Raw genomic sequence first — 23,730 nt, forward strand, 5'->3', positions numbered from 1 at the left:
GTATAATTTTGGATTTATTATCTGACATTAAAATTATGGTATTAAGATCAAAATCATAATTTTTCTTCTGTTTAACTGAATATATGATTTTTTATTTATTAATAAGTCATTTTATTCGTAAGTGCCATATTTTAATAAACAATAGGATGCATTAGCTATATTAATTTTTAATCCATAAAAGATCGCGTAGCTAGCTTTTTATTTTGGAGAAACAGGGCAGCATAAATTAAGTGGTGTGACTATCTCAAACATATGAGGAACTGATCCCATATTTATCCTTTTATTATAAATTTTTAATAGCAAATGATTTGAATGAATTACTAGTAATAACACCAATATAAATACCCTAAATTCCACATAACCTAACTAAAACTTAATTTAAATAAAAAGTATGAAGACAAAAAGTATGAAAACAATTTATAAAAAGTTGTTATTTTTATCACTGTTCCTTCCGTTTAGTATTCTGGCTCAGAATACGCTGACAGGGGTGGTTCTCGATAAAGTATCAGGCCAGCCAATTCCGGGAGTAAATATAAATGTACAAGGTACCGCCAAAGGGGTTTCGACTGATTTTGATGGTAAATTTCAAATTTCAAATATTAATAAAGGCAATAAAATCGTTTTTTCGTTTATTGGATATATAAATGAAATTATAACTTTTGATAATCAGAAAACCATTAGGGTAAGCCTTAATGAAGACGCAAATCAACTGAAAGAAGTTGTAATTCAGGTAGGGTACGGTACTGTAAAGAAAAAGGATGCAACAGGAGCTGTAACGGTTTTAACATCAAAAGATTTTAATAAAGGACCTGTTACTTCAGCAGATCAAATGATCCAAGGTAAAGTTGCGGGTTTGCAGATCATCAACGGCGGAGGTTCTCCGGGTGAGGGAGCTACTATTAGAATCAGAAGTGGTTCTTCATTGTCTGCTAATAATGATCCTCTGTATGTTATTGACGGTGTTCCGGTAGCAGCAGGGGGAATCGACGGAGGTAGAAATCCGCTGTCTACAATTAATCAGAATAATATCGAATCGATTACGGTATTAAAAGATGCTTCAGCAACAGCTATTTATGGTTCTCGTGCTTCTAATGGGGTAATTATTATTACTACCAAAAAAGGAAAAGCAGGAGAGTTACAGATAAATTACAACGCCAATTTACAAGTTTCTCAAGTTGTCAATAAGGTAGATGCCTTGTCAAGTACACAATTCAGGGACTATATAGCCGCCAATGGTAGTCCAGCTCAGCAAGGGCTATTAGGTGGAGCTGATACAAATTGGCAAAATGAAATTTTCAGAACAGCCATTGGTACCGATCATAATATCGCTTTAACCGGAGGTTCAGATAATGTGGTATATAGAGCCTCTGTGGGTTACGCTAATTTAAATGGTATTTTAAAAAGAGACAATATGCAACGAACCACTTTGGGCATGGGTGTTACAGGAAATTTCTTTGATAAACATTTGAAAATTGAATTAAACAACAATACCTCTTTGATAAACAGCAACTATAGTAACCGTGGCGCCATCGGATCAGCCATTCGATTTGACCCAACTCAAGCGGTAAGGAATACTGATGGAACTTACTTTCAATGGTATGTTAAAGACAATGGGATAGAGAAGTTAAATCAATTTGCCGGTAGAAATCCTCTGTCTTTGATAGAACAACAAAATAATTTTGGAAATTCTTATAGAAGTATTGGTAACATACAAACGGAATATAAAATGCATTTTTTACCGGAGCTAAAAGCAGTTGCTAATTTTGGGTATGATCAATTGAGCGGAAGAGCATTTGGTGACATAGCGGCTAATTATCTTAATGGAGTTTCAGGTTCGAGATTTAAGGATACCTATGTAAGAACAAATTCAAGAAATAATAAATTAATGGATTTGTATTTAAACTACAACAAAAAAATAGAATCTATCAATACCGCTTTTGATGCAACCGGTGGGTATTCTTATCAGGATTTCAGGGATTCAAACGGTGGATTTACTTATTCTTTCGAAAACAAGAGAGCGATAGATGTGGTAGCTGTTCCTTCAAGAATCAACCTGCAATCGTTTTTTGCGAGAACAAATATTACCATAGCCGATAAATATTTATTTACTTTATCCTACAGACGTGATGGGACCTCAAGATTTACAGAAGCAAATCGCTGGGCTAATTTCCCGGCTGTAGCAGTGGCTTGGAAACTCAATGAAGAAAACTTCCTGAAAAACGTAAGCAGCATCTCTTCCCTAAAAATTAGAGGAGGTTGGGGAGTAACAGGCCAACAGGATATTGGAGTAAGTTATCCATCTATTCCTTTGTATTTAGTTTCTGATAACGCAGCGCAATACCAGTTTGGGGACACTTTTTACAACACCTATAGGCCACAACCTTATAATAGCAATCTGAAATGGGAACAAACCACAACCATTAATGTAGGTTTTGATTATGGGTTATTTAACAATAGAATCACGGGTAGCGCTGATGTATATCAGAGAACTACTGACGATTTATTGTTGTACACTCAAAACCCTTCTTTCTTTGGATTCTCCAATTATGACAATTACAATGTAGGCTCTATCGAGAATAAAGGTATTGAATTGATGGCACAAGTTATTGCTGTCAAAACAGATGATTTAGAGTGGACTCTGGGTGGAAATGTTACCTTTCAAGATTCTAAAATCACTAAATTGACTACAGTTTTACCTAATACTCCGGGTATTAATGTAGGTAACTATGCCGGTGGACTTGGCAATACAATTCAAAATCATCAAGTAGGTTTTGCACCTAGCTCATTCTTTGTTTATGAGCAAGCATATGGAGCAGACGCAAAACCAATCGACGGGGTCTTTATTGACAGAAACAAGGATGGTGAGATAAATGCAAAAGATAAATACCGTTTTCACAAACCCGCTGCCGATGTTTTTTACGGTTTCAATACCAGTGTAACCTATAAAAACTGGGATATGGGAATGAACTGGAGAGGTTCATGGGGTAACTTTAATTATAACAACGTAGATTCTGATGGGAATTCCCAAAATATGTTGTTAAGAGAAACTGATTTGTCCAATGGTGTTGCCAATCTTTTGGAAACGGGTTTTAAATCACAAGATTCTAAAAGATACGAATCGGATTATTACATTCAAGACGCCTCTTTTATTAGGTTAGACAATGTAAGTGTGGGATATACTTTTAATCAAAAATCAAATTCCACTTCTTTAGTTAAATTAACTTTGGCGGCTCAAAATGTTTTGTTAATTACAGATTATAGCGGGTTAGATCCAGAAATTTCTGGAGGTATAGATAATAATTTATATCCGAGACCAATTATTTTCACCTTAGGTTTAAACGTTAATTTCTAATACAAAGAATAAGAAAAAATGAAAAAGACACAAATACAATTATTGGGTATTTCTTTGGTACTGTTGGTGTTATTATTTCCATCGTGTACCAATGATCTGAATCAAAGTCCAGAGAGCACTAATGCTATTCCTGGGGAAGAATTTTACAGTACACCGAATTCCTATAAACAAAGTTTAGCAAAATTATATGCTGGGTTTGCCACATCAGGGCAGACCGCTGCCGGAGCACCTGATATTTCAGGAATAGATGAAGGGGAAAGTCAATATATTAGAGGCTATTGGTTGTTACAGGAATTGACTACTGATGAGGCAGTTATTGGCTGGAATGACGGAACAATAAAAGACCTGCATTCACAAACCTGGACTTCTCTGGATCGTTTTATAACGGCTGTTTTTGCACGTTACTCTTTTCAAATTGTAAACTGTAATGAATTTTTACGTCAAACTACTGATGAAAAATTAGCAGCCAGAGCTATTGACGCTACTTTAAAAGGGGAGATTGCTACTTACAGAGCAGAAGCCCGTTTCTTGAGAGCTATGACGTATTGGCATCTAATCGATAGTTTTGGGGGAGGTTCTTTAGTAACGGAAGATTCTCCAAGTACATTCTTCTATCCAGAGTATGCCACAAGAGCTGAATTGTACAAATTTGTTGATGAGGAATTGACAGCAATTACTCCATTATTGAAAGCTCCGAAATCAAATGAAGCATATCGTGTGGATCAGGTTGCCGCCTGGATGTTACAAGCTAAATTGTATATGAATGCAAAAGTGTATACCGGTACTGATAACTATGCTGCGGCTGTTCCGTTGATTACAAAAATTACGGGTTCGTCGTATACAATACACACTAATTACAATCAACTATTTTTGGCTGATAATGACAAAAACGGAGCTCAGAACGAATTCATATTTGCTATAGCTTATGATGGTCTTCATACACAAAATTATGGTGGAACAACTTTCTTAGTACATGCACCAGTGGGCGGTAGCATGAATCCCGCTTCTTTTGGAATCAATGGTGGATGGGGAGGTGTCAGAACCACTGCTGCATTTGTAGATAAGTTTGATGCAAATACGACCGATACTCGTGGACAATTTTATAAAGATGGTCAAACCAAAGAAATCAAAAACATTGGTTCTTTCAGTGATGGATATGCGATTCAAAAGTTTAAAAACGTCGATAAAAACGGTGTTCAAGGTTCAGATAAAGCAGGTACTTTTGTTGATGTTGATTTTCCTATTTTTCGTTTGGCAGATGCTTACTTAATGTATGCTGAATGTGCCGTAAGAGGCGCAGGCGGGACTATGGCACAAGCAACTACTTATGTAAATGCTTTACGAACTAGAGCAAAAGCTACAACAGTAAATCAAGGTGATTTAAATTTAAATTTTATTCTTGACGAAAGAGCCAGAGAATTACATTGGGAAGGGCACCGAAGAACAGATTTAATCCGTTTCGGCAAATTCTCTGGAGGTAGTTATTTATGGCCGTGGAAAGGTGGGGTAGCCGGTGGATCTCCAACACAATCGTACAGAGATTTATTTCCTATTCCGGCTGGCGCCATTGCATCAAACCAAAAATTACAACAAAACCCTGGATACTAACAATAAAAAAAACTAACAAAAATGAAAAATATAACTAAATCAATAATTGCTTTATTTGCAGTAGTTGCATTGTCTTGTAGCGTAGAGGATGTTCAGGACAGACCCGTTATCGAAGGAATCGATTCACCGGTATTAACCGCTCCGGCAACTGGCGCATCTTATGTGTTGAAACAAGAAAATAATGCAACTCAAGCAGAGCGTTTTACTTGGAAATCTGCAAATTATGGTGGAAATGTTCAAGTTACGTATGCAGTTGAAATTGACAAAAAAGGAAATGCATTCAAAACGCCTCAATCTATTGGGTCTGTAATTTCAGCAAATCAAGTTTCAGTTTCTGTAGAGCAATTAAATAATGCGGCAGTAGTGCTTAAAGCAGCTTCGGGTTCCCCTGTTGAATTTGAAGTTCGAGTAAAATCAAGTACTGGTGCTATGGCTCCAATGTATTCTAATGTAGTTGGAATTATTATCAATTCTTATAATCCTGTAATTCCTAAAAGACAATTATTTTTAGTGGGTGATGCTACAGCAGCTGGATGGAATGTGGATAAAAATACGAATGACGCATTATTTAGAGATTCAGTTAATGATAATTTATATACGTATACGGGATATTTTGGTACAGGTGATGTAAAACTTATAGAGAAAAGAGGTTTATGGCAACCACAATGGGGAACAAACGCAGGAACAGCTTTGGCTGTGAATCCTGGGGCTGGTACTGATCCTGGTTCATTCAAAATTCTTACTGCTGGATATTACACATTTGTAGTTAATATTGCTACTATGACAGTTTCACTAACTCCTTTTACCGCAAGTACTGCCACTACATATGCAACAATTGGATTAGTTGGGGATTCCACTTCTGGTGGTTGGGATGTTAGTACGCCAATGGTAAAGTCAACTTTTGATCCACACATTTGGAGAGTTGGTGTAACTTTAACGAAGGGTAAATTAAAATTCAGAGCCAATAACGCTTGGGCTGTAAGTTGGGGTCAAGGTGGTGCAGATATTCTTGTAGAGGCTGGTAAATATGATATTTATTTTAATGATTTAGACGGTAAGTATATACTCATACCGGTTCAATAATTTGTTTTACATAGGTTAGGTTTTGAATTACACAGATAATGGAAGATATCTGTTGTTAAACCTCGGAAGTGCAAACTTCTGAGGTTTTTTTTAGTATTCATTTTTTTTAATTTTTTTTTAAATTTAAGTAGTATGGTGTCTTTTATTTTACTGGAATAAACTCAGTTTTTATTTCAGACAGGTTGAGCGCATTCGAAACAGTTTTCACTCAATCGAAATTTTAAAAAGAATCTCGAGTATAGTCTGCCTTCAGCTTTTGAAGAAGGATTGAGTTGGATACAAAAAATTATACTTTTTTCAAAGATAAAAAGACGGGTTCGGTTTTTTTTTAATCGAAAATTATCTGATTATACACAGGGACATAAATGTGGCTTTAGAAAGAAATAATTTCATATATAAAAACTGGTAGGTACTGGTATGTAAATGACGACAATTATTATAATTTTGGGTTTCGTATTTGACAAAAAAAACATGAAAAAAAAATACATATCTCATTTAATAAAAGATTCTGTAATGGAATTATTTGGTTTAATGCCTGATAAGGAAGTTGTGATTTCTTGTGAATTAGCAAATAAAAATGGAGTAAAACTGAACGTTATCAGTTATGGTGCTACCGTTACATCGTTGAAAATACCATTGAAAAATGGAAAAATGGTGGATGTGGTTTTAGGTTTTGATACTTTAGAAAATTATATAAATTCCTTTAATTTAGAGAGTGCGCCTTATCTTGGAGCTACTGTAGGTCGTTATGCAGGAAGAATTGACAATGGGGTTTTTAATTTGAATGGGACGGCATGGCATTTAAACAAGAACAACGCAAATCATTCGTTACATGGCGGTGATTCTAATTTCAGTAAAAAAGTTTGGAGTATAAAAAACGTAAAGGAAGGCGAAAATCCATCCGTTAATTTAATCTATTGCAGTTCAGATGATGAAGAAAATTATCCAGGGAAATTGTCGGTAGGATTGAGTTATACTTTGTCTGAAGAAAATGAATTAATTATCGAATACAAAGCTACCACTACTAAAGATACTATAGTAAATTTAACGCATCATAGTTATTTTAATCTTGATGGACATAACGCGGATCTGTTAGAACAGGAATTAATTGTAAATGCTAAAGAGATGTTAGAAACTACAAATGAGAATATTCCAACTGGTAGGTTTTTGAATTTAGTAAATGATCCTTTTGATTTTATTCAGCCAAAACAATGTCCTTCAAAAATTGATAACACCTTTATTTTAAACAAAGAAGATGAATTTTCGGCGTCACTCTTTAGTAAAAAGAACTTGCTGAGAATGTCAGTTTATACGAATCAACCTGCAGTACATATATATATCGGAGGCAATTGTTTCTATAAAATAAAAGGCAAAGAAAATGCGGATTATCATTCAACAAGCGGAATTTGTTTTGAAACGCAAAACTTTCCCGATGCACCAAATCATGAACATTTTCCGAATTCTATATTGAAAAAAGGAGAAGTATATTATCATAAAACCATTTACAAATTTCAATCTTTTTAATATGAAAAATAATAATCTTATAGTGCTGTTGGTGTTATTTTTATTTTTTATTTCTTGTAATTCACAAACAAATAACGATGAACCTCCAACGCCGATCCTCAACGTTTCCGCTTTTGCAAAAGGTGCAGATGTTGGATGGCTGCCTCAGATGGAAGCAACAGGATACAAATTTTACGATACTGATGGCTCAAAAAAGGATTGCTTGCAACTGCTAAAAGACAGAGGAATTAATACCATTCGCCTTCGTGTTTGGGTAAATCCTTCAGATGATAAAGCAAGTGGACATTGTAGCCCGGCAGAAACGGTAACTATGGCAGTTCGTGCCAAAAATATGGGAATGCGCATTATGATTGACTTTCATTACAGTGATACTTGGGCTGATCCCGGAAAACAAACGAAACCTGTTGCTTGGGCGAACCATTCTTTTGTAGAGTTGCAAAATGACGTGTATAAACACACGTATGATGTTTTGACAGCATTGAAATCAGTAGGAGTAACTCCAGAATGGGTGCAGGTAGGTAACGAAATTCCTGGTGGCATGTTATGGCCAGAGGGAAGTACTTCAAATTGGGGTCAATTGGCACAACTATTAAATAAAGGATATGAAGCCACCAAAGCGGTCAATGCAGCCATCAAAGTAATTGTTCACGTTGACAAAGGAAATGATAACGCAAGATTCAGATGGTTTTTTGATAAAGCTAAGGCAAATAATGTGAAATATGACGTGATTGGATTGTCTTATTATCCGTATTGGATTAAAAAAAATTACTCAGAAACTATTGCTGATTTGGCATTCAATTTAAAAGATATGGCTTCCCGATATGACAAAGAAGTGATGGTTGTAGAAGTGGGTGGAGAATATGACAAAGTGCAAAACACCTACGATATGTTGGCAGCAACAATAAAAGCTGTGAAAGCTGTGCCAAATAATAAGGGTCTTGGTGTCGTCTATTGGGAGCCAGAGGGAGAAAAAAGCTGGAGTCAATATTCGTTAAGTGCTTGGAATTCTTACGGAAAACCGTCAATGGCTTTGGATGCGTTTAAATAATAAGTTTGATTCTGCCTTTATTGGAAGCGTGAGAATAGAGCGCAAATGATTTTAATTGAATGATATTAAATAATTAACCCGTTTAGAAATGAAGAAATTGATACGTTTTCTGGTTGTATTTTTAGTATTTACACAAATAGCTTTGTCTCAAACACGAGCCGTTAAAGTGTTAAGTACGAATTGGAAATTTCAAAAAGGCGATTTTGAAGAGGCGTATAAAGTGAATTTCAATGATTCGAAATGGGAATCGGTAACCGTTCCGCATGACTGGGCAATTTATGGGCCTTTTGATAAAAATGTAGATATACAGAGTGTTGCCATTATTCAAAACGGAGAAAAAATAGCTACCGAAAAAACGGGACGAACAGGCGCACTACCTCATGTTGGAACAGCGTGGTACCGTAATACATTCTCATTGCCTAAAGATTCAAAAGGGAAAAAAATAATTTTACTTTTTGAAGGAGCAATGAGCGAACCTCAAGTGTATTTGAACGGAAAAAAAGTGGGAGAATGGGCGTATGGCTATAGTTATTTTTATTTTGATGTTTCCCAATTTATACAAGAAGGAGCTAACACATTATCAGTAAAATTAACCAATAAAGAGTTTGCTTCCCGCTGGTATCCCGGTGCCGGTTTGTATCGAAATGTAAGCGTTATTGTAAAAAACAACGAAAGTATTGACCAATGGGGACAGTTTGTAACGACACCTTTTATAAGTTCAGCAGTAGCCAAAGTCAACATTAAGACCAAAGCTACTGGTGAAAATACTCGTTTGGTCACCACTATTTTTGATGCCGAAGGACATAAACTAAGTTCCGAAGAGTCGGCTATACAATTCGGAAAGGAGTTCGATCAAAACATAAAAGTAGAAAAACCAAGATTGTGGAGCCCCGATACCCCTTATTTGTATAAAGCGGTTTCCCAATTGTATGTTGGAAAAGAACTGAAAGATGAAATTTCAACCCGTTTTGGGATCCGAGAAATAAAATACGAGCCCAATAAAGGCTTTAGTCTTAATGGGAAGATAACCAAATTTAAAGGAGTTTGTCTTCACCACGATCTAGGTCCCCTCGGAGTTGCAGTAAATAAAGCCGCTTTGCGCAGGCAAATGAAGATATTAAAAGAGATGGGTTGTAATGCGATTCGCAGTTCGCACAACATGCCCTCTTTTGAGCAGCTGGAATTGGCGGATGAAATGGGCTTTCTCTTTTTGGCCGAGAGTTTTGATGAATGGGCAAAGCCAAAAGTAGAAAATGGGTATCATCGTTTTTTTGAGGAGTATGCCGAAAAAGACATCGTGAATTTAGTGCAGGCAACACGAAATCACCCTTCTATTGTGATGTGGAGTTCTGGAAATGAAGTGCCGGATCAATGGGGAGAAGCTGGTGTAAAACGTGCCAAATGGCTGCAGGAAATATTTCATAGAGAAGATCCAACACGTCCGGTAACTGTAGGGATGGATCAGGTAAAAGCGACTATGGAATCTGGTTTTGGAGCTGTGCTGGATGTTCCAGGATTGAATTATCGGGTGCATTTATATGATGAGGCCTTTGCAAAATTTCCGCAAGGGTTTATTTTAGGTTCAGAAACCGCTTCAACGGTGAGCTCAAGAGGGATTTATAAATTCCCTGTGGTTCAGGAAAAAATGAAGCAATATCCTGATTTTCAATCTTCCTCTTATGATTTGGAAGCCTGTAGCTGGTCTAATGTGCCTGATGAAGATTTTGTGCTTCAAGATGATAAACCTTGGGTAATTGGGGAGTTTGTTTGGACTGGTTTTGATTATTTAGGAGAACCTACGCCTTATGACGAAAGCTGGCCGTCCCGAAGTTCTTACTTTGGAATTAACGATTTGGCCGGTTTACCTAAAGACCGTTATTATTTATATCGAAGCCGTTGGAATACAAAGGAATCTACGCTACATATCCTGCCACATTGGAACTGGGAAGGCCGTGAAGGAGAGATAACTCCTGTTTTTGTATATACCAGCTACAATAGCGCCGAACTTTTTATAAATGGCAAAAGCATGGGAGTGCAGAAAAAAAATAAAAATACACCCCAGAATCGCTACCGATTAATGTGGATGGATGTTAAATATGAGCCGGGAACGGTAAAGGTGGTGGCTTTTGATGACAATGGTAAAGCTGTTGCTCAAGAAGAAGTACATACTGCTGGCAAGCCGTACCAAATTGTTTTAGATGCTGACAGGAAAACAATTACTGCTGATGGTGAGGATATATCTTTTGTAACCGTATCAGTAGTCGACAAAAAGGGAATCCTTTGTCCTACGGCGACTAATCAGTTAAGATTTAAGGTTTCAGGGGCGGGTACTTATAGGGCTGCCTGCAATGGTGATGCTACTTCACTCGAAATGTTTCATAAAGATACCATGAAACTTTTTAGCGGAAAATTGGTAGTGCTTGTAAAATCGACAACAACTGCCGGTGATGTAAAACTTGAAGTAAATAGTGCTGGGCTTAAGAGTGGTAAATTGATTTTAGCAGCTACTAAATAAGTAAAAATTTTAAAAAGAAAATAGTTGTTCAAGTATCAAATACGGCTTTAAAATCGAATACTTTAACAATTCCAAAATAATAATAATTTAACGAAAATGAACGATTTATTAATAAAAAATACGATAGCTTTTTTTGAAAAGAGCTTTGGAGCTGAACCTCAAAAAGTTGTGCTTTCTCCAGGAAGAATTAATATCATTGGAGAACATATTGATTATAACGATGGTTATGTTTTGCCGGCAGCGATTGATAAAATTATTTGTTTTGCTTTCGAAAAAAGTGATTCCAGTATCTCGAAAATTATTGCGATTGACCTTGACGATTCGTTTGAAATCGACGTTAGCGATTCAATGGAGTTAACCGATAATGTTTGGACGAATTACATTCGAGGCGTTGTCAATCAATTGAAAATTAAAGGTTTTAAATTTGATGGATTCAACTGTGTTTTTAGCAGTAATATTCCGGTAGGTTCTGGTTTGTCTTCTTCGGCAGCATTGGAATGTGGCTTTTTGTTTGGAATCAACGAACTTTTTGATTTAAAAATAAAACCGGTTGATATTGCCTTAATGGGTCAAAGTGCTGAACATTGGGTAGGAATCAATTGCGGAATTATGGACCAGTTTTCGAGTGTTATGGGTTTAGAAAATAAAGTCATAAAAATTGATTGCAAGACCTTAGAATATGAATATCACAATGCTGATTTTAATGATTATTCTTTGATTTTATTCGATTCGAATGTAAAACATTCCTTAATGACATCGGCTTATAATGAAAGAAGACAGCAATGTGAAGAAGGGATTGCGATTATAAAAAGTAATTTTCCTGAGATAACTAGTTTTAGAGATTGTAACGAACAACATGTTTTAGGATTGCAACATGTAATGAGTGCCAATGTTTTCAAAAGGTGTCTTTTTGTTGTAAAAGAAATCAATCGGGTAAAACTAGCCTGTGAAGCTTTGGATAACGGTGATATCGAAACTTTAGGCCGATTAATGTATGAAACTCATCAGGGATTATCGGTGGATTATGAAGTAAGTTGTGCCGAATTAGACATGATTGTAGATACACTTAAAAAAGAAGAAGCCGTAGTTGGTTCCCGATTAATGGGCGGCGGATTTGGTGGTTGTACCATCAACTTGATTAAAAAAGGGCATGAAGAGCGAATTAAACAGCAGCTTTCTGCACTTTATTTAGATACTTTTGGAATAGAATTAAAAATTTATGATGTTAAAATCGGTAACGGAACATCACTTTATAACAATAATTAGAATGAAAAATTTCGATATCAACGAAGATCCGCACAGACGTTATAATCCGTTAATCAATGAATGGGTTTTGGTTTCGCCACACCGATCAAAAAGACCTTGGCAAGGCCAAAACGAAACCGTTACATTAGATGATTTACCAGAATATGACCCGACTTGTTATTTATGTCCAGATAATGTTCGAGCAAATGGGGAGGTAAATCCAGCGTATGAAAACGCTTTTGTTTTTGAAAATGATTTTGCTGCTTTGAAACAGGAAGAAATTGCATTTGAAGAAAATAAAAATGACCCGAGCGTCAGCGAACTGGCGAAGCAAACTTTTTTTAAAGCTAAACCAGAAAGAGGAATTTCCAGAGTGGTTTGTTTTTCACCAAAACATAATCTTACACTGCCGGAAATGCCTGTTGCTGCGATTGAAAATATCATTCATACGTGGCAAAAAGAATATACTGATTTAGGGAATGTTGATTACATTAATCATGTTCAGATTTTTGAAAACAAAGGGAGTGTGATGGGTTGCAGTAACCCGCACCCACATGGGCAAATCTGGGCACAATCGTCCTTACCAACCGAAGTGGAGAAAACACAAAATAATCTGAAAGCGTATTATGACCAACACGGAAGCAATCTTTTGCAAGATTATTTGAAGGAGGAATTAAAGCTTAACGAACGGATCGTGATTGAGAATGATCATTTTGTGGCACTGGTTCCTTTTTGGGCTATCTGGCCATATGAAACAATAATAATCAGCAAACGTCATTTAGGAAAAATTACTGATTTCACCAAAGATGAAACAACTGATTTTGCTTTAACTTTAAAGCAATTGACAACTAAATACGATAATCTGTTTGAAACTTCATTTCCGTATTCATCAGGGATTCATCAATCGCCAACTGATGGTGCATTGCATCAGGAATGGCAATTTCACATGCATTTTTATCCGCCCTTATTGCGTTCAGCAAGTGTCAAGAAATTTATGGTAGGTTACGAAATGATGGGCGAATCACAACGAGATATTACTCCAGAAAAGAGTGCTTCAGTATTAATAGAGCAGTCGGATGTTCACTATAAAAATAAATTATGAAAATACTAGTTACTGGCGGACTGGGATTTATTGGTTCACACACTGTTGTTGAATTGCAAAATGAAGGATTTGAAGTTGTAATTATTGATAATCTTTCTAATTCGTCTGAAGATGTTTTAAAAGGAATAGGTGCCATAACTGGTATAAAGCCAGTTTTTGAAAAGCTTGATTTAAGAGAGAAAGCTTCTGTTCAGGACTTTTTCAAACGACATGCGGATGTTTGTGGTGTAATTCATTTTGCAGCTTCTAAAGCAGTTGGTGAAAGTGTGGGGAATCCGTTATTGTATTATGAAAATAATATTAATACATTAATCTTTCTGCTACAGGAAATGCAACAAAAACCGGAGTCTCATTTTATTTTCAGCTCTTCTTGTACCGTTTATGGTCAAGCTGAAACAATGCCTATTAATGAATCAGCAGCAATTCAGCCTGCGATGTCGCCTTATGGAAATACAAAACAAATTGGTGAAGAGATTATAACTGATGTCGCTAAAGTAAGTGCTATAAACGCAATTCTATTGCGCTATTTTAATCCTATCGGCGCTCATCCTTCAATGGAAATTGGGGAATTGCCTATTGGAGTACCACAAAATTTGGTGCCCTTTATTACCCAAACCGGAATTGGATTGCGAAAAGAATTATCCGTTTACGGAGAAGATTACTTAACACCTGATGGAACTTGTGAACGGGATTATATTCATGTGGTTGATTTAGCAAAAGCGCATGTTATTGCTTTACAAAGATTATTGAACAAAAAGAATTTATCTAAAATAGAGACTTTTAATCTAGGAACTGGAAGTGGAAGTTCTGTTTTGGAAGTAATTAAAGCTTTTGAAAAAGTAAGCGGACAAAAATTGCCATACAAAATTGTTGCTAGAAGGGAAGGTGATGTTGTTTCGGCTTACGCCAATACTGATAAGGCGAATAACATCCTTGGCTGGAAAAGTGAATCAACCCTTGAAGAAGGTATGGCAAGTGCTTGGAAATGGGAACAAAAAATCAGAAGTAGCAATTAAAATAAACACAGCAATAATTTTTATAAACCGATAAAATGCATTGATAAAATAAAAATAGTAGTGAAAAGTATGGAAAAAGCCTTGTTTTACAACTATTCAAGTTAAACATCATTTATAAATGTAAAAAATACATTTATAAATGATGTGAATAAATATTTTTATTTTACTTTTGACTTTCATAATTCATAAAACAACAATATAATTTAAACACATATCACATTTTACATCTTAATTTTGTAACGGAATTGTATATTTTTACCCAAAATATCCGATGTTGTTGTTGTAGGAATAGAAATAGTTCTGCTAACATTAAAAAATAATACAAGTCGCATACATTTATATTAATTTCTAACAAACCATTTACTCATGAACCAGAACCTTGCTTTTGCGGATTACGCAGTATTTATTATCTATTTTATCGTGGTGTCCACTTATGGATATACCATTTATCGCAAACGTGAAAAAAACGAACACGATGCAAAAGCTTATTTTCTTGCGGAAGGAACGCTTACCTGGTGGGCTATCGGGGCTTCGCTGATTGCTTCTAATATTTCAGCAGAGCAATTCATCGGAATGAGTGGAGAGGGATTCTTTTTAGGAATCGCTGTTGCTGCTTATGAGTGGATTGCTGCTATAGCATTGATTATTGTAGCCGTTTGGTTTATCCCTGTTTATTTAAAAAACAAGATTTATACGATGCCTCAGTTTTTAAAAACCAGATATAACGAATCTACCGCTTTGATTATGGCTGTTTTCTGGCTGTTTTTATATGTTTTTGTAAACTTAACTTCTATTTTATATTTAGGTGCAGTTGCCATTAATGGATTAGCAGGGGGGGAATACTTACATGTTATTATGGTTGGATTGGCTCTTTTTGCACTGCTAATTTCTTTAGGAGGAATGAAAGTGGTGGCTTATACGGATGTAATTCAAGTAGCGGTTTTAATCATCGGAGGATTAGTTACGTCTTATATAGCGCTGACTACGGTTGGACACTATTTTGGTTTTGGTGAAAACGCAATCGCAGGTTTCAAAGTGCTGATGGAAAAAGCACCAGAGCATTTCAAAATGATTATTCCAAGACCTACCGCTACATCGTCTCAATTAGAAATCAATAAGTATCTTACTTTTCCTGGGATGATGTCTTATTTAGCGGGGATTTGGATTATAAATCTTAATTATTGGGGCTGTAATCAATATATTACACAAAGAGCTTTAGGAGCGGATTTACAAACGGCCCGAACAGGTATTTTATTTGCTGGTATGTTGAAATTATTAATGCCACTAATCGTTATGTTACCTGGTATTGCCGCTTATGTATTATATGAAAATGGACATTTGCCACAATTAGTTGGTGGAAAAGATGGAGCGTATTCAGCGATGTTAACATTCCTTCCTACGGGTTTAAAAGGATTATCTGTGGCTGCTTTGACAGCTGCGATTGTTGCTTCGTTAGCGGGTAAAGTGAACAGTATTTCCACTATTTATACTTTAGATGTACACAAAAAATACATTCAAAAAGACGCCACTGATAGAGCTCAAGTAAACATAGGTAGATATGCAGTTTTTGCAGCGATGCTTCTTGCTGTTTTGTTTACTTGGAATGATGTTTTAGGAATTGGCGGTGTGGGTGGTTTCACATACATTCAAAAATATACAGGGTTTATTAGTCCAGGTGTATTTGCCATGTTTTTTCTTGGAATGTTCTGGAAAAGAACAACGGGTACAGCGGCAATAGTAGGTGTAATATCCGGTTTCTTATTGTCTGTTTTGTTTAATGAATTTGCACCTGCATTATTTGGAAATGAAACGTTATTATACACTGCGTTCGCAAATGGGAAAGGTGGTTTCGAAATACCATTCCATATCTGTATGGGATTGTCCTTTGCATTTACTATGCTTTTAATGATTGCCATCAGTTTTGCTGGACCAAAAGTGAATCCAAAAGCATTCGAATTAGATACAGAAATGTTTAAGGTTAAACCACAAACTACAGTTTTGATTGTAATTACGTTATTGATTATTTTTGCTTTGTATGTTAAGTTCTGGTAAAGGTGCTTTTCGATATTTTTGGAACTCTAAAATAATATAAATTAAAGTCCTTTTACTGGATTCCAGTAAATAATTCGCTGAAGAATTTACTAAAGAGTATTTGATTTAATGTGTTATGCATAAAGTATGGCGTTTATTATCAAGAGAAATCATTATTACTTGTAGTTGATTTTATTGTTTTTGGATAAAATATTGCTATTTATAAAATCTTTACCGAAGAAAAATGCTTTATCAGAAATGGGTATTGTGATGTAGAGAAGGGAAAAAAATAATAGAAAAAAAGCTTTCGTTTTGCGAAAGCTTTTTTTATAAATTTAAAAAATTAACCTAGTCTCTGTTAACTATTGCCTCTCGTTTCCAGTTTTTAACGGAAGCTATTCTGTTATTAGAATAATCAACTTCACTTAAATTTGTAAACGCATTGTCATTGTTTTGAGACCAGAAAAACCATTTTCCGGTTTTCACACCTTTTTTATATTCACCTGAGGAAGTTTTATTTCCCTTCTCATCGTAAGAAACCCAAGCTCCTTCTAATTTTCCGTTTTCAAAAAAGCCTTCTTGTTGTACTTGACCGTTTTCAAAAAAGTAAGTTGCTTTAAGTTTTTTTCCAAAAGGTTCTAATACTGGTTTTACTTCTTGAGCATAAATCATTCCAGAGAATAATATTGCTACTAAAATTATGTAATTTTTCATTTCGTTAGCTTTTAATGTGTTACAGATTTGTTATTCAAAATTATATAATATTTTACATTTAAAATACATTTACATAACAATTTAATAACATTAGACAAAAGCTTAACATTGGAAAATTAAAAAACATAAAAAAAGCCAGTGTTTGCGCACGGACTTTGTTATTTTAAAATTTCTTGATTAATGCAAAAGAGCATCCAATTGCACCTGTAATTCCGCAGAGGAAGGTCTTAATGCATCAGCGCTTACGATTTTGCCTGTTGGATCTATCAAAATAAATCGAGGAATACTGTTTATCGAATAGTCTTTAATGAATTGAGAATTCCAATTATTATCTGCAAAAAGCTGTACACCGCCCAATTCTTTGTCTTTGATTAAAGCTTTCCATTTGTCTAGATCTTTTTGCACATCAACGGAGATGCTTACAAATGAAATATTTTTGCCATAGTATTTTTCTTCAATTTTTTTCAAAAATGGTATTTCGGCACGACAAGGGCCGCACCATGTTGCCCAAACATCAATGTAAACATACTTTCCTCTTAAGTCTTCTAATTTTGTTTTTCCGCCAGCATAGTTATCATAATTAAAAGAGGGAGACATAGTATTAAGAAATTTGCTTTTAGCCAAATTAGCTTCATAATTCATTTTGTAGTACTTAACTACACCATTATAATTTTCATCAATGCTTTTCTTTTGAAGATCAATAAAAACAGGGTCTAATTTTGTGTTTTGAAGTCGTTTTAAATCTTCTAGTTTTTTCTTATCCAATCCTTTCAAAAAATCAACTTCAGACGCCGCAAGTAAACTGCCCATATCAGTTTGTTCTTCAAATAAGGAATTCTTCGCTAAAAAATTATTTTCTAGCGCCCCTTTTCCTGAGTATATTATGGATTCATCAAACTTTTTAGTATCGATTTTTAACTTTAAATCAAAGCCATTTTTCAAGTATACAATAGTAAATTCATTTCCGTCAGACAAACTATATCTTCCATGTGCTACGTTCAAGGTGTCTTTAAAGGTGCCTTCACTAGTGACCTGAATTTTTTTAATCAACTTATTTTTGCCGTCAGTAATATAAACTGCATCCCCGTTCTTATTGGCTATTTCGCCTTGAAACGTCATATACTTACTTTTTTGAGCAATGCCACTTAAAGTACTGAGTACTACAAGTGCAGTAAAAAATAATTTCTTCATAATTGTTTGGTTTTGAATTTATAGCATTTCAAAAATAAAGAAATTGCTGATAAAAAAATTATGCATTAACATAATTTTTTATTTATAATGTAATCTACTTGTATAGTTTTCTGTATTAATTTGATTTTTGTGTTTACTTTTGCAGTCTAAAATTTAAATCATGTACAGAAGTCATAATTGTGGTGAACTAAACGCCTCACATATTAATACAGAAGTTACGCTTGCCGGTTGGGTTCAAAAATCTCGCGATAAGGGGTTTATGAATTGGGTAGATTTACGTGACCGATATGGAATTACACAATTGATATTTGACGAAGGTCGTTCTGAAAAATCAGTTTTCGAATTGGCAAAAACACTTGGTCGTGAATTTGTTATTCAAGTAAAAGGAACTGTTATTGAGCGCGAAGCCAAAAATAAAAACATGACTACGGGTGACATTGAAATTTTAGTTACTGAGTTAAATATTCTGAATGCTGCATTGACACCTCCTTTCACAATTGAAGATGAAACGGATGGTGGTGAAGATATCCGTATGAAATATCGTTACCTCGATATTCGTAGAAATCCAGTAAAAAACAACTTGCTGTTTCGTCACAAAGTAGCGATGGAAGTTAGAAAATATCTTTCTGATTTGGATTTTTGTGAGGTAGAGACGCCTTATTTGATTAAATCGACTCCGGAAGGAGCCAGAGATTTCGTAGTTCCTTCTCGAATGAATGAAGGACAGTTTTATGCCTTGCCTCAATCGCCACAAACTTTCAAGCAATTATTGATGGTAGGCGGAATGGATAAATATTTCCAAATCGTAAAATGTTTCCGTGATGAAGATTTACGTGCAGACAGACAACCAGAGTTTACGCAAATAGATTGCGAAATGGCTTTCGTGGAACAAGAAGATATATTAAATATTTTTGAAGGTTTGACAAGACATTTGCTAAAAGAAATAAAAGGCATCGAAGTAGAGAAGTTTCCAAGAATGACCTACGAACATGCCATGAAAACATACGGAAATGACAAACCGGATATCCGTTTTGGAATGGAATTTGGTGAGTTGAATGAAGTTGCGAAAAGCAAAGAATTCCCAGTTTTTAATGCTGCGGAATTAGTGGTTGGAATTGCCGTTCCCGGAGTAGGGAATTATACCCGTAAGGAAATAGATGGTTTAATTGACTGGGTAAAGCGTCCTCAAGTTGGTGCCTCAGGAATGGTATATGTAAAATGCAACGAAGACGGAACTTATAAGTCTTCGGTAGATAAATTCTACGATCAAAATGATTTAAGCAATTGGGCAAAAACTACAGGGGCACAACGTGGAGATATGATTTTTGTCCTTTCGGGGCCGGCTGGCAAAACCCGTTCCCAATTAAGCGCATTGCGTATGGAATTAGCAACACGATTAGGTTTGAGAAAATCAACTGAATTTGCGCCACTTTGGGTTGTTGATTTTCCGTTGTTGGAGTTTGATGATGAGAGCGGCCGTTATCATGCCATGCATCATCCTTTTACTTCTCCGAAACCAGAAGATATGCATTTATTAGAAACTAATCCTGGGAAAGTTCGTGCTAATGCCTATGATATGGTTTTGAATGGAAATGAAATTGGCGGTGGTTCAATTCGTATCCATGATAAAGCGACACAACAACTAATGTTCAAATATTTAGGTTTTACAGAAGAGGAGGCTAAGGCACAATTCGGATTCTTAATGGATGCATTCCAGTTTGGTGCGCCACCACACGGAGGCTTGGCTTTTGGATTGGATCGATTGGTAGCGATTCTTGGAGGTCAAGAAACGATTCGGGACTTTATTGCTTTCCCAAAAAATAATTCTGGAAGGGATGTTATGATTGATGCACCATCTGTAATTGACGAATCGCAGTTAAAAGAGCTGCATATCAAAATAGATATTGTGTAGTTTGTCGGTTAAAATTGTTAGAAAACGTTGAATATCAATATTTTTACAAAATAAAAACAGAAGATAGCATTTCGTATTATATTAAATATTACATTTGCTTCATTATAAATTATTATTACAATTACAATGCGTACAGGTACAGTTAAATTTTTCAATGAGTCTAAAGGTTACGGATTCATTACAGACGAAGAAACAGGAAAAGACATTTTTGTTCATGCATCAGGAATCAACGCGGAAGAATTGCGCGAAGGTGACAGAGTTAGTTATGAAGAAGAAGAAGGAAGAAAAGGAAAAGTTGCTGCGAAAGTAGCAGTTATCTAAGCAAAAAAATCATTTTTTTGTTAAGAATGTTTAAAAACGTTTCGATTTATTTCGAAACGTTTTTTTTGTTTCTATCGAAAAGACTTATTGAGAAAATTGAAAAAGTTCGCTCTTATTTGGAATCAATAAAAATTAGTGAGTTATGGTATTTTCGTTTAAACTAAAAATTGTTTTAAACTTGTGTTTTAAATACTTGAAACCTATCTTTGTGGCTTATTCTCATTCATAAATATACGTAACATGCAATCCGATCAATTAAATTATATCCCAATTTTAATGCAGTTCATTTTAGCTGTAGGATTTGTTGTTGGTACCATATTTATTTCTGGAAAATTAGGTCCTAAAAGATCATCCGAAATCAAAGATAAAAACTTCGAATGTGGTATCGAATCTGTAGGTAATGCAAGAATTCCGTTTTCGGTAAAATATTTTCTTGTTGCTATATTGTTTGTTTTGTTTGACGTTGAGGTAATTTTTCTTTATCCCTGGGCAATCAATTTCAAAGAATTAGGAATGGAAGGGATGGTTAAAATGGTGATTTTTATGCTTTTGCTTTTGGTAGGTTTTTTCTACATTATCAAAAAGAAAGCGTTAGAGTGGGAATAAAGATTTATTTTAAAAGCTGGATTATAAATTTAAAATGGTGTCATTTTAATTTATAATCTAAATTTTACAATTCAAAATAATAAAAAATGAGCGATTCTAAAATAAATATGGTTGAGCCACCTGAAGGTGTTGTTGGGGAAGGTTTCTTCGCTACAAAACTAAATGATGTTGTGGGAATGGCTCGCGCCAATTCATTATGGCCTTTGCCTTTTGCAACTTCTTGTTGCGGGATTGAATTTATGGCTACAATGGCTTCGCATTATGATTTAGCACGTTTTGGTTCGGAGCGAGTGAGTTTTTCTCCTCGTCAAGCGGATATGCTTATGGTGATGGGAACAATTTCAAAAAAAATGGCGCCTATTTTACGTCAGGTTTATGAGCAAATGTCAGAACCTCGTTGGGTAATTGCTGTAGGTGCTTGTGCTTGTTCGGGTGGAATTTTTGATACCTATTCTGTTTTGCAAGGGATTGATAAAGTGATTCCGGTTGATGTCTATGTTCCTGGTTGTCCACCAAGACCAGAGCAAATTGTTGATGGTGTTATGAAATTGCAGGAATTAGTAAGAAACGAATCTGTAAGAAGAAGAAGTTCTCCGGAATACCAAGAATTATTGGCTTCTTATAATATCAAATAAATAATGGCGCTAGAAACAATACAAATCCAAGAAAAATTAGTTGAAACATTTGATTCAGCTGTTTTTGAATTCAAGCAGGAAAAAGATATATTTTCATTTGAAGTCGCTTCCGATAAAATTACGGCAGTAATTCTTTTTTTGAAAAATGACCCAACATTACGTTTTCATTTTTTAACTGACCTGTGTGGGATTCACTATCCTGACAATGATGTAGATCATCAATTTGCAGTTGTTTATCATCTGCATAATTGGTACGAAAACAAAAGAATTAAAATCAAGGCATTTATTAGCGGTGAAAACCCAGAAATAAAAACGATTTCAAACATTTTCTTAAGTTCAAACTGGATGGAAAGAGAAACGTATGATTTTTATGGGATAAACTTCATTGGTCATCCACAATTGAAACGTATTTTGAATATGGATGAAATGATTTCTTTTCCAATGCGAAAAGAATTCCCAATGGAAGATAGCGGAAGAACTGATAAAGATGACCGCTTCTTTGGAAGAACAACCGACAATTATTAAAAATACTCACTATTATAATTTTTCACATTAACTAAATGTCAGAACTATTATTACCACCAGAGCATCGCTATGCTAAAAGAATAAAGGAGCAACTAAACGAAGACGGAAGCGAGCTTTCGATTCTTAATTTAGGGCCTACACACCCAGCGACACATGGTATTTTTCAAAATATCTTGTTGATGGATGGGGAAAGAATTCTGGAAGCGGAACCAACTATTGGTTATATTCACAGAGCTTTCGAAAAAATTGCTGAAAATCGTCCTTTTTACCAAATCACGCCTCTTACTGATAGAATGAACTATTGTTCATCGCCTATAAATAATATGGGTTGGTGGATGACATTAGAAAAATTGTTGGATATTAAAGTTCCAAAAAGAGCGCAATATTTAAGAGTTATTGTAATGGAGTTGGCGAGAATCACGGACCATATTATTTGTAATTCGATTCTTGGTGTAGATACCGGAGCCTATACCGGATTTTTATATGTGTTCCAATTTAGAGAAAAAGTGTATGAAATCTACGAAGAAATTTGTGGAGCGCGTTTGACCACTAATATGGGAAGAATTGGGGGCTTCGAAAGGGATTGGTCTCCAGAAGCTTTTAGAAAATTAGATGTGTTTTTAGAAGAATTTCCAGCAGCTTGGAAAGAATTTGAAAACTTATTCGAAAGAAATAGAATTTTTATTGACAGAACGGTAAATGTAGGAGCTATAACTGCTGAGCAAGCTATGGCTTACGGATTTACAGGTCCAAATTTACGTGCGGCAGGTGTTGATTATGATGTTCGTGTAGCGCAGCCGTATTCTTCTTATGAGGATTTTGACTTTATTATTCCTGTTGGAAAGTCAGGTGATACTTACGACCGTTTTTGTGTTCGTAATGCTGAAGTTTGGGAGAGTTTGAGTATCATTCGCCAAGCTTTAGACAAAATGCCGGAAGGAAATGATTTTCATGCGGATGTTCCGGATTATTATCTTCCGCCAAAAGAAGATGTGTACCATAATATGGAATCCTTAATTTATCATTTCAAAATTGTAATGGGTGAAATTCCTGTTCCAGTTGCCGAAATATACCATCCTGTAGAAGGCGGAAACGGTGAATTAGGTTTTTATTTAGTTACTGACGGAAGCAGAACGCCTTATAGATTGCATTTCCGTAGACCATGCTTTATTTACTATCAAGCGTATCCAGAAATGATTAAAGGGGCATTACTATCGGACGCAATTGTTATTTTGTCAAGTTTAAATGTTATTGCTGGAGAATTAGACGCATAAAAGATATCAGATTGTTGATTAACGATTT

The 23,730-nt window shown here is 35.2% G+C and carries 18 protein-coding genes; 16 read left to right on the forward strand and 2 right to left on the reverse strand.

Annotation, left to right across the window (positions count from 1 at the left end; genetic code table 11):
* The first annotated feature begins 406 nt into the window (after window positions 1-406).
* The 10 genes from ACFX5D_RS03790 to ACFX5D_RS03835 all read left to right on the forward strand — a co-directional run bounded on the left by ACFX5D_RS03790 (window position 407) and on the right by ACFX5D_RS03835 (window position 16,545).
* Window positions 407-3,352: a SusC/RagA family TonB-linked outer membrane protein gene (locus tag ACFX5D_RS03790; RefSeq protein ID WP_379856927.1), complete on the forward strand. Its 2,946-nt coding sequence runs from the start codon at window positions 407-409 to the stop codon at window positions 3,350-3,352.
* A gap of 18 nt (window positions 3,353-3,370) precedes the next feature.
* Window positions 3,371-4,960: a RagB/SusD family nutrient uptake outer membrane protein gene (locus tag ACFX5D_RS03795; RefSeq protein WP_379856928.1), complete on the forward strand. Its 1,590-nt coding sequence runs from the start codon at window positions 3,371-3,373 to the stop codon at window positions 4,958-4,960.
* 21 nt (window positions 4,961-4,981) lie between these two features.
* A complete protein-coding gene (locus tag ACFX5D_RS03800; protein WP_379856929.1) occupies window positions 4,982-6,043 on the forward strand; it encodes a SusE domain-containing protein in 1,062 nt (353 codons plus the stop codon).
* A 471-nt stretch (window positions 6,044-6,514) separates the two neighbouring features.
* On the forward strand, window positions 6,515-7,567 hold the full coding sequence (locus tag ACFX5D_RS03805; RefSeq protein ID WP_379856930.1) for an aldose epimerase family protein: 1,053 nt from the start codon (window positions 6,515-6,517) through the stop codon (window positions 7,565-7,567).
* Between the two features lies 1 nt (window position 7,568).
* Window positions 7,569-8,615 (forward strand): glycoside hydrolase family 53 protein, encoded by a 1,047-nt coding sequence (locus ACFX5D_RS03810; protein WP_379856931.1) that lies wholly within the window; start codon window positions 7,569-7,571, stop codon window positions 8,613-8,615.
* 88 nt (window positions 8,616-8,703) lie between these two features.
* On the forward strand, window positions 8,704-11,130 hold the full coding sequence (locus ACFX5D_RS03815) for a DUF4982 domain-containing protein (RefSeq protein WP_379856932.1): 2,427 nt from the start codon (window positions 8,704-8,706) through the stop codon (window positions 11,128-11,130).
* Between the two features lie 96 nt (window positions 11,131-11,226).
* Window positions 11,227-12,396, forward strand: a complete 1,170-nt coding sequence (gene galK, locus ACFX5D_RS03820) for a galactokinase (RefSeq protein ID WP_379856933.1) — start codon at window positions 11,227-11,229, stop codon at window positions 12,394-12,396.
* A gap of 1 nt (window position 12,397) precedes the next feature.
* Window positions 12,398-13,477, forward strand: a complete 1,080-nt coding sequence (locus ACFX5D_RS03825) for a UDP-glucose--hexose-1-phosphate uridylyltransferase (protein WP_379856934.1) — start codon at window positions 12,398-12,400, stop codon at window positions 13,475-13,477.
* On the forward strand, window positions 13,474-14,493 hold the full coding sequence (galE, locus tag ACFX5D_RS03830) for a UDP-glucose 4-epimerase GalE (RefSeq protein ID WP_379856935.1): 1,020 nt from the start codon (window positions 13,474-13,476) through the stop codon (window positions 14,491-14,493). Before ACFX5D_RS03825 ends, galE begins: the two co-directional genes overlap by 4 nt.
* Window positions 14,494-14,859: 366 nt before the next feature.
* Window positions 14,860-16,545: a sodium/sugar symporter gene (locus tag ACFX5D_RS03835; protein ID WP_379856936.1), complete on the forward strand. Its 1,686-nt coding sequence runs from the start codon at window positions 14,860-14,862 to the stop codon at window positions 16,543-16,545.
* A 327-nt stretch (window positions 16,546-16,872) separates the two neighbouring features.
* On the opposite strand, the gene ACFX5D_RS03840 is transcribed toward ACFX5D_RS03835, so the two are convergent.
* Entirely contained in the window at window positions 16,873-17,238 is a 366-nt protein-coding gene (locus ACFX5D_RS03840; RefSeq protein ID WP_379856937.1) for a toxin-antitoxin system YwqK family antitoxin, read from the reverse strand.
* Between the two features lie 177 nt (window positions 17,239-17,415).
* Window positions 17,416-18,429 (reverse strand): TlpA family protein disulfide reductase, encoded by a 1,014-nt coding sequence (locus ACFX5D_RS03845; RefSeq protein WP_379856938.1) that lies wholly within the window; start codon window positions 18,427-18,429, stop codon window positions 17,416-17,418.
* A gap of 160 nt (window positions 18,430-18,589) precedes the next feature.
* Between ACFX5D_RS03845 and aspS the strand changes: the two genes are divergently transcribed.
* From aspS to ACFX5D_RS03875, 6 genes are all read left to right on the forward strand, one after another.
* Window positions 18,590-20,341, forward strand: coding sequence for an aspartate--tRNA ligase (aspS, locus tag ACFX5D_RS03850; RefSeq protein ID WP_379856939.1), 1,752 nt, complete (start codon window positions 18,590-18,592; stop codon window positions 20,339-20,341).
* A 126-nt stretch (window positions 20,342-20,467) separates the two neighbouring features.
* Complete coding sequence (locus ACFX5D_RS03855; RefSeq protein WP_007137066.1) at window positions 20,468-20,662, forward strand: cold-shock protein; 195 nt, start codon at window positions 20,468-20,470, stop codon at window positions 20,660-20,662.
* A gap of 240 nt (window positions 20,663-20,902) precedes the next feature.
* Window positions 20,903-21,268: an NADH-quinone oxidoreductase subunit A gene (locus ACFX5D_RS03860; RefSeq protein WP_379851665.1), complete on the forward strand. Its 366-nt coding sequence runs from the start codon at window positions 20,903-20,905 to the stop codon at window positions 21,266-21,268.
* Between the two features lie 86 nt (window positions 21,269-21,354).
* A complete protein-coding gene (locus ACFX5D_RS03865) occupies window positions 21,355-21,903 on the forward strand; it encodes an NADH-quinone oxidoreductase subunit B (RefSeq protein ID WP_035668744.1) in 549 nt (182 codons plus the stop codon).
* 3 nt (window positions 21,904-21,906) lie between these two features.
* Window positions 21,907-22,428, forward strand: a complete 522-nt coding sequence (locus ACFX5D_RS03870) for an NADH-quinone oxidoreductase subunit C (protein WP_379856940.1) — start codon at window positions 21,907-21,909, stop codon at window positions 22,426-22,428.
* 35 nt (window positions 22,429-22,463) lie between these two features.
* Window positions 22,464-23,702, forward strand: coding sequence for an NADH-quinone oxidoreductase subunit D (locus tag ACFX5D_RS03875; protein WP_379856941.1), 1,239 nt, complete (start codon window positions 22,464-22,466; stop codon window positions 23,700-23,702).
* The last annotated feature ends 28 nt before the right edge of the window (window positions 23,703-23,730 follow it).

This window comes from Flavobacterium fructosi (assembly GCF_042787335.1).
In the GTDB taxonomy this organism is placed as follows: Bacteria; Bacteroidota; Bacteroidia; order Flavobacteriales; family Flavobacteriaceae; genus Flavobacterium; species Flavobacterium fructosi.

Excerpts from the sequence above, each read along its gene's own strand:
- ACFX5D_RS03790 (WP_379856927.1), top strand. The coding sequence starts at position 407 with ATGAAAACAATTTATAAAAAGTTGTTATTTTTATCACTGTTCCTTCCG.
- ACFX5D_RS03795 (WP_379856928.1), top strand. The coding sequence starts at position 3,371 with ATGAAAAAGACACAAATACAATTATTGGGTATTTCTTTGGTACTGTTG.
- ACFX5D_RS03800 (WP_379856929.1), top strand. The coding sequence starts at position 4,982 with ATGAAAAATATAACTAAATCAATAATTGCTTTATTTGCAGTAGTTGCA.
- ACFX5D_RS03805 (WP_379856930.1), top strand. The coding sequence starts at position 6,515 with ATGAAAAAAAAATACATATCTCATTTAATAAAAGATTCTGTAATGGAA.
- ACFX5D_RS03810 (WP_379856931.1), top strand. The coding sequence starts at position 7,569 with ATGAAAAATAATAATCTTATAGTGCTGTTGGTGTTATTTTTATTTTTT.
- ACFX5D_RS03815 (WP_379856932.1), top strand. The coding sequence starts at position 8,704 with ATGAAGAAATTGATACGTTTTCTGGTTGTATTTTTAGTATTTACACAA.
- galK (WP_379856933.1), top strand. The coding sequence starts at position 11,227 with ATGAACGATTTATTAATAAAAAATACGATAGCTTTTTTTGAAAAGAGC.
- ACFX5D_RS03825 (WP_379856934.1), top strand. The coding sequence starts at position 12,398 with ATGAAAAATTTCGATATCAACGAAGATCCGCACAGACGTTATAATCCG.
- galE (WP_379856935.1), top strand. The coding sequence starts at position 13,474 with ATGAAAATACTAGTTACTGGCGGACTGGGATTTATTGGTTCACACACT.
- ACFX5D_RS03835 (WP_379856936.1), top strand. The coding sequence starts at position 14,860 with ATGAACCAGAACCTTGCTTTTGCGGATTACGCAGTATTTATTATCTAT.
- ACFX5D_RS03840 (WP_379856937.1), bottom strand. The coding sequence starts at position 17,238 with ATGAAAAATTACATAATTTTAGTAGCAATATTATTCTCTGGAATGATT.
- ACFX5D_RS03845 (WP_379856938.1), bottom strand. The coding sequence starts at position 18,429 with ATGAAGAAATTATTTTTTACTGCACTTGTAGTACTCAGTACTTTAAGT.
- aspS (WP_379856939.1), top strand. The coding sequence starts at position 18,590 with ATGTACAGAAGTCATAATTGTGGTGAACTAAACGCCTCACATATTAAT.
- ACFX5D_RS03855 (WP_007137066.1), top strand. The coding sequence starts at position 20,468 with ATGCGTACAGGTACAGTTAAATTTTTCAATGAGTCTAAAGGTTACGGA.
- ACFX5D_RS03860 (WP_379851665.1), top strand. The coding sequence starts at position 20,903 with ATGCAATCCGATCAATTAAATTATATCCCAATTTTAATGCAGTTCATT.
- ACFX5D_RS03865 (WP_035668744.1), top strand. The coding sequence starts at position 21,355 with ATGAGCGATTCTAAAATAAATATGGTTGAGCCACCTGAAGGTGTTGTT.
- ACFX5D_RS03870 (WP_379856940.1), top strand. The coding sequence starts at position 21,907 with ATGGCGCTAGAAACAATACAAATCCAAGAAAAATTAGTTGAAACATTT.
- ACFX5D_RS03875 (WP_379856941.1), top strand. The coding sequence starts at position 22,464 with ATGTCAGAACTATTATTACCACCAGAGCATCGCTATGCTAAAAGAATA.